Source organism: Bradyrhizobium sp. (genome assembly GCF_049512235.1).
GTDB lineage: Bacteria > Pseudomonadota > Alphaproteobacteria > Rhizobiales > Xanthobacteraceae > Bradyrhizobium.
In genome coordinates this window covers 1-5473 of sequence record NZ_JBEKXH010000433.1, presented here as the reverse complement: position 1 = coordinate 5473, position 5473 = coordinate 1, and the positions used below count along the sequence as shown (strand labels likewise).

Below are 5473 nucleotides of genomic sequence, written 5' to 3'. Positions count from 1 at the left end.
ATGTTTGGTTGTGGGAACTCATTTTTCACATGCGTAAAGTATCTATTTTGGATACTTTGTGCAAGTGATAAATAGATCGCGGCTTTGCACGCAAACACCCTCCCGGTCGTTAGACCGGGAGGGCGTTTGCGTTATGAGAAAGTTTGGTTGCGGGGATAGGATTTGAACCTATGACCTTCAGGTTATGAGCCTGACGAGCTACCGGGCTGCTCCACCCCGCGATAAACCGCTGCGCGCCTCATCGAAAAGCCGGATGCCGAAACGGTCTGGCCAACGCCCAAGGGGGCGCCGATCAATCCTGTCCGGAGGCTTCCTGAGAAGACAACCCGGGCGAACGCCCTTGGGTGCGGGGGGTATGTACCAACGCAAACCCGCTTTGGAAAGGGCCAACAGGCAACTTTGGAGGATTTTGTGAAGGCCAAAACCGGAAGTTTGGCGCGCAAACCGCCCCAGGCAGGGGTTTTGGCGGAAGTTGTGCAAAAAGCCGGGCCTTGGAACCAGAACACCTGCCCACTCGTGCAGACCTGGGATCAAACCGCAGGCCGGCGATCGGGCCAGCGCAGCCTGACGGATGCGGGAGCCGGGCAACGTTACCCCTGCGCCAGCAATCACGCTGCAAATGCTACCGCCCCATCGGGTGGTAATCGCCGGTAGGCCGGTAGCCCTTGGCGCCCATCGGCTGGTAACCGGGATGCGAAATGGTCGTGACGTAAGTCGTGCCCGACGACGTTTGCGCCGCCTGGGTCGTGGTTGCCGTGGTCCCGTTCGGCGCCGTGGTCGTGACCGATTTCGTCTCCCGATTGATGACGGTCGAATAGCCCTGCGCATGGGCGGCCGTGGCCGAAAGCAGCAATCCCAAACAAGCCAGCACTCTCATGATGATGTCCCTAATTGATCGCCCGACGGCCACTGTGTAGCGCAAGGCTTTAAGGAAGAGCGGTCGGAATGCTTCAAATCGAGGAAGAAAGAGCAGCCGATCTAGCGCATCGTCCGCCCGCGGGCGCCGCCACGCACTGCCTGATATGCATTTTGTGCGTCAGCCGGTCTCTTACCAGCACCATCAGGGTTGACTACAATGTCCGCAGGGGCTTCGACTCATCAACCGACCTGACGGGAGTGAAACGTGGATCTTGGAATCAAAGGCCGCCGCGCCCTGGTGTGCGCGTCCAGCAAGGGCCTGGGGCGCGCCTGCGCGATGGCGCTGGCCGCCGAAGGCGTGGATGTCACATTGACCGCGCGCGGCGCCGAGGCGCTTGCGAAAACCGCCGCCGAGATCCGCAAGGCGCATCCCGGCATTACAGTGACCGAAATAGCCGGTGACATCACCACGCAAGAGGGCCGCGTCGCGGCGCTGAAAGCCTGTCCCGAGCCGGATATCCTGGTCAACAATGCCGGCGGCCCGCCGCCGGGGGATTTCCGCAACTGGACCCGCGACGACTGGATCAAGGCGCTCGACGCCAACATGCTGACCCCGATCGAGCTGATCAAGGCCACGGTGGACGGCATGATGGCGCGAAAATTCGGCCGCATCGTCAACATCACCTCCGCCGCGGTGAAGGCGCCGATCGATGTGCTGGGATTGTCCAACGGCGCCAGAGCCGGCCTCACCGGCTTTGTCGCCGGGCTCGCGCGCAAGACCGTGATCAATAACGTCACCATCAATGCGCTGCTGCCGGGCCCGTTCGATACCGACCGCCTGCGTGGCCCGGTGGCGAAGATGGACGCGGAAAAGCGCGGTATCACGGTCGACCAGCTGCTTGCCGAGCGGGCAAAGCTCAACCCTGCCGGACGCTTCGGCGAGCCCGAGGAATTCGGCATGGCCTGCGCCTTTCTGTGCGGCGCCAAGGCCGGTTTTATTACCGGACAGAACATCCTGCTCGACGGCGGCGCCTTTCCGGGCACGCTGTAGAGCGTTCTCATGCCAGGTGGGGACCGGTTCGCGTGAAGAAAACGCGTCAAAACAAAAAGCTGGAGCCCGGTTCTGATTCGATCAGGACCGATCAGGCTCCGGCATGAGGGCGGTCTGGTACGAGCGAACCGGTGCGGCGCCGGACGTGCTGAGCTTTGGCGAGATGCCGACGCCGGTGGCCGGACCGGGCGAAGTCCGGGTCCGGCTGTACGCCTCCGGCGTCAATCCCGCCGACGCCGGCCGCCGCGCCGGCAGCTATAGGGCGATGGAATATCCCCTGGTCATCCCGAACAGCGATGGCGCCGGAATCGTCGATCAGGTCGGCGACGGCGTCACCCGGCTTCGCGTCGGTCAACGGGTCTGGCTCTATAACGGACAACGCAACGGCCGCGCCTTCGGCACGGCGGCCGAGTACATTGCGCTCGCCGAACAGCTGGTGACGCCGCTGCCGGATGAGCTGTCGTTCGCCGCCGGTGCGACGCTCGGCATTCCCGGCATGACCGCGTGGTGCGGCCTGTTCGGCGACGGACCGGTCACGGGGCAGACCATTCTGGTCACCGGTGGCGCCGGCGCGGTCGGTCACTATGCGGTGCAACTGGCGAAATGGGGCGGCGCGCGGGTGATCGCGACCGTCAGTTCAAGGCTGAAGGCCGAACAGGCGCGCCTCGCCGGCGCCGATCTCGTGATCGACTACAAGAACGAAGATGTTATCGCCGGGACGATGGCCTTCACCGGGCAGCGCGGCGTCGACCGGGTCGTCGAGGTCGACTTCGGCGGCAACATTGCGACGACGCCGAAAGTGATGGCGATGAATTCCACCATCGCGGTCTATGCCACCAACGGCAATCGCAACCCGACTGTGCCGATGCGCGAGCTGATGGAAAAATGCGTCGCGGTGCGCACGCTGGTGCTGTTCGCGCTGCCGCAAGCATTGCTCGCCGCCGCGCAGGCCGATATCTCGAAATGGCTGGCCGCGGGCAACCGCATCCACAATATCGCCGCGCAATTTCCGCTGTCGGAAACCGCGCAGGCCCATCTGGCGGTGGAAAAAGGCGACAAGCTCGGCACCGTCATCGTCGACTGCGCGCGGTGATCATCACACCGGCGTGGTGCGCTCGTCGTTCCAGGTCAGCCCGAACGCATCCAATCCCTCGGCGAGGTAATCGCTGATCAGGGGCTCGCCGAGCAGATAGCGCGCGGTGTGCCGGTTGTACCCATCGGCGGCCTCGCCGCGCAGATCGTCCCATTCCTCGATGCTGCCGTCGCCGCGCCCGAGCCGCATCAGCGCCACCAGATCGATCTGCTCGTCTTCGGTCATGGCGTTGATGAAGCCTTCGATCTCGCGCACCACGGGATCCTCGCCGTCATCCTCAAGCACATCGATCATATTGTCGTCGGCGCCGTTCGACCCGGAGTCTGGATCGGAAGCGCCTTCCTTGACGTCGAATTCACGGGTTTTCTCGATCAAAAACGCGACTTTTTCGGCCGATATGGCTAATTCCGGCATCGGTGCGGTCCCTTGCTTTGCCTGCCCCCACCAACGCGCGCCTGGGCGGCATGATCCATTGCGCGGAGATAAGGAAACCAGCATCTTTGGTCACAACAAACGAAGACTTGAACCGAAGATCTGGGGAACGCCGGATGGAATGGAAAGTAGGCAAGCTCAAAATCACGAAAATCGTCGAGCTGGAGACCACAGGCAGCACGCGATTTATCCTGCCTTTGGCCAGCAACGAGGAAATCCGCAAACTGCCCTGGCTCATTCCCGATTTCGCCACCGCGGAGGGCCGACTCAAAATGTCGATCCACGCGCTGGTGGTGGAGACGCCGGCGCGGCGGATCGTGGTCGATACCGGCCTCGGCAACGACAAGCAAGGCCGCGACGTGCCGACCTGGAACAACCGCAACACGCCTTTCCTCGAAACCATGACCGCGGCAGGTTTCCCGCCTGACAGCATCGACACCGTGCTGTGCACCCATCTGCATGTCGACCATGTCGGCTGGAACACCAGGCTCGAAGGCGGCAAGTGGCTGCCGACCTTCGCACGCGCGCGCTATGTGTTCGGCAGAACCGAATATGAGTACTGGCGCGACCATAGCGAAGAGCCCGCTCACGCCGCCGTCTTCAATGACTCGGTCAAGCCGATCGTCGATGCCGGCAAGGCCGAACTGGTCGAAAGCAACCACAGGCTTTGCGCTGAAATCACCCTGATACCGACAGCAGGCCACAGCCCGGGTCATGTGAGCGTTCACCTCCAGTCCGACGGTGAAGAAGGCCTGCTCAGCGGCGACGTCGCCCATCATCCCTGCCAGATGGCCCATCTCGACTGGTCATCGACCGCCGATACCGATCCCTTGCAGTCGGCGGCCACCAGGCGCGAATTGTTCGGCCGCTTTGCCGACAGGCCGACGCTGGTGATCGGCGGCCATTACAATGCCGGCCGCATCCGGCGCGACGGCGATGCCTTTAAATTCGTCGTTTAGCAGCCATGCAAAGGCGGCTCGGCGGTTGAATTTCCCGGCGCGCTGTTCCAAGAAGCATCAAGCAAGCAAACCTTCAGGGAGCGATGAAAATGAAGCTGGTTCGATACGGGGCACTTGGCCACGAAAAGCCCGGTCTGATCGACAAATCGGGCCAGTTGCGCGATCTCTCCGGTCATGTGAAGGACCTCCATGGCGAGGCCTATTCGCCGTCTTCGCTCACCCGGCTCGCCGCCCTCGACCCCGCCACGCTTCCCGCCGTCGACGGCAGGCCCCGGCTCGGCGCGCCGGTGACCGGCATTTCGAAATTCGTCGCCATCGGCCTGAACTACAGCGACCACGCCAAGGAGACCGGAAACCAGATCCCCACGGAACCGATCTTTTTCCTGAAGGCCAATACCGCCCTCAGCGGCCCGAACGATGCGGTCGAAAAGCCGCGCGGTTCGACCAAGCTCGACTGGGAAGTCGAAATCGCCGTCATCATCGGCTCCCGGGCCAAATACGTCTCCGAAGCCGATGCGCTCAACCACGTCGCCGGCTACTGCGTCTGCAACGACGTGTCCGAGCGCAACTTCCAGATCGAGCGCCTGGGTCAATGGACCAAAGGCAAGTCGCACGACACCTTCGGCCCGCTCGGCCCCTGGCTCGTGACCAAGGACGAGATCCCGGACGTGCAGAAGCTGTCGTTGTGGCTCGACGTCAACGGCGAGCGCCGCCAGACCGGATCGACCTCAACCATGATCTTTCCGATCGCCAAGTGCATTTCCTACGTCTCCGGATTCATGACCCTGTTGCCCGGCGACATCATCACGACGGGCACGCCCCCCGGCGTCGGCTCCGGCATGAAACCGCCGAAATTCCTCAATGTCGGCGATGTCGTCACGCTCGGCATCGAGGGGCTCGGCGAGCAGCGCCAGGAAATCGTCGCGGCCTAGTTCAGTGATTTTGAAGTTCGGATCGTATCGAAGCTTGCGATGCTGCGCTCCCTCTCCCGCTCTTCGCGGGGGAGACAGCCAGCGCGCTGCGCGTGCACCACGCTGGGAGAAAATTGGGAGATGTTGCGCGGGGCAGTTCAGCCATGCA

General features: G+C 62.8%; 6 protein-coding genes and 1 tRNA gene. 4 read left to right on the top strand and 3 right to left on the bottom strand.

Translation table 11 applies throughout. The features are described from left to right. Window positions 1–144 precede the first annotated feature (144 nt). Together ABSG20_RS28565 and ABSG20_RS28560 are read right to left on the bottom strand one after the other, a co-directional pair. A tRNA-Met gene (locus tag ABSG20_RS28565) sits at window positions 145–221 on the bottom strand. Between the two features lie 401 nt (window positions 222–622). Further along, window positions 623–877 carry a hypothetical protein gene (locus tag ABSG20_RS28560; RefSeq protein ID WP_423867814.1) on the bottom strand — a complete coding sequence of 85 codons (255 nt, stop codon included), beginning with the start codon at window positions 875–877 and terminating at the stop codon, window positions 623–625. Window positions 878–1123: 246 nt separating this feature from the next. On the opposite strand from ABSG20_RS28560, the gene ABSG20_RS28555 reads away from it, so the two are divergent. After that, a complete protein-coding gene (locus ABSG20_RS28555) occupies window positions 1124–1909 on the top strand; it encodes an SDR family oxidoreductase (protein ID WP_423867813.1) in 786 nt (261 codons plus the stop codon). Window positions 1910–2012: 103 nt separating this feature from the next. Beyond that, on the top strand, window positions 2013–3002 hold the full coding sequence (locus ABSG20_RS28550) for an NADPH:quinone reductase (protein ID WP_423867812.1): 990 nt from the start codon (window positions 2013–2015) through the stop codon (window positions 3000–3002). Window positions 3003–3005: 3 nt separating this feature from the next. On the opposite strand, the gene ABSG20_RS28545 is transcribed toward ABSG20_RS28550, so the two are convergent. Then, window positions 3006–3416, bottom strand: coding sequence for a DUF3775 domain-containing protein (locus ABSG20_RS28545; protein ID WP_423867811.1), 411 nt, complete (start codon window positions 3414–3416; stop codon window positions 3006–3008). Between the two features lie 134 nt (window positions 3417–3550). On the opposite strand from ABSG20_RS28545, the gene ABSG20_RS28540 reads away from it, so the two are divergent. Both ABSG20_RS28540 and ABSG20_RS28535 read left to right on the top strand, forming a co-directional pair. Then, on the top strand, window positions 3551–4393 hold the full coding sequence (locus tag ABSG20_RS28540) for an MBL fold metallo-hydrolase (RefSeq protein WP_423867810.1): 843 nt from the start codon (window positions 3551–3553) through the stop codon (window positions 4391–4393). An 89-nt stretch (window positions 4394–4482) separates the two neighbouring features. Continuing rightward, window positions 4483–5325 (top strand): fumarylacetoacetate hydrolase family protein, encoded by an 843-nt coding sequence (locus tag ABSG20_RS28535; RefSeq protein WP_423867809.1) that lies wholly within the window; start codon window positions 4483–4485, stop codon window positions 5323–5325. Window positions 5326–5473: the final 148 nt, after the last annotated feature.

Coding starts and splice junctions, on each gene's coding strand:
- ABSG20_RS28535 (WP_423867809.1), top strand. CDS start 4,483: ATGAAGCTGGTTCGATACGGGGCACTTGGCCACGAAAAGCCCGGTCTG.
- ABSG20_RS28545 (WP_423867811.1), bottom strand. CDS start 3,416: ATGCCGGAATTAGCCATATCGGCCGAAAAAGTCGCGTTTTTGATCGAG.
- ABSG20_RS28540 (WP_423867810.1), top strand. CDS start 3,551: ATGGAATGGAAAGTAGGCAAGCTCAAAATCACGAAAATCGTCGAGCTG.
- ABSG20_RS28560 (WP_423867814.1), bottom strand. CDS start 877: ATGAGAGTGCTGGCTTGTTTGGGATTGCTGCTTTCGGCCACGGCCGCC.
- ABSG20_RS28550 (WP_423867812.1), top strand. CDS start 2,013: ATGAGGGCGGTCTGGTACGAGCGAACCGGTGCGGCGCCGGACGTGCTG.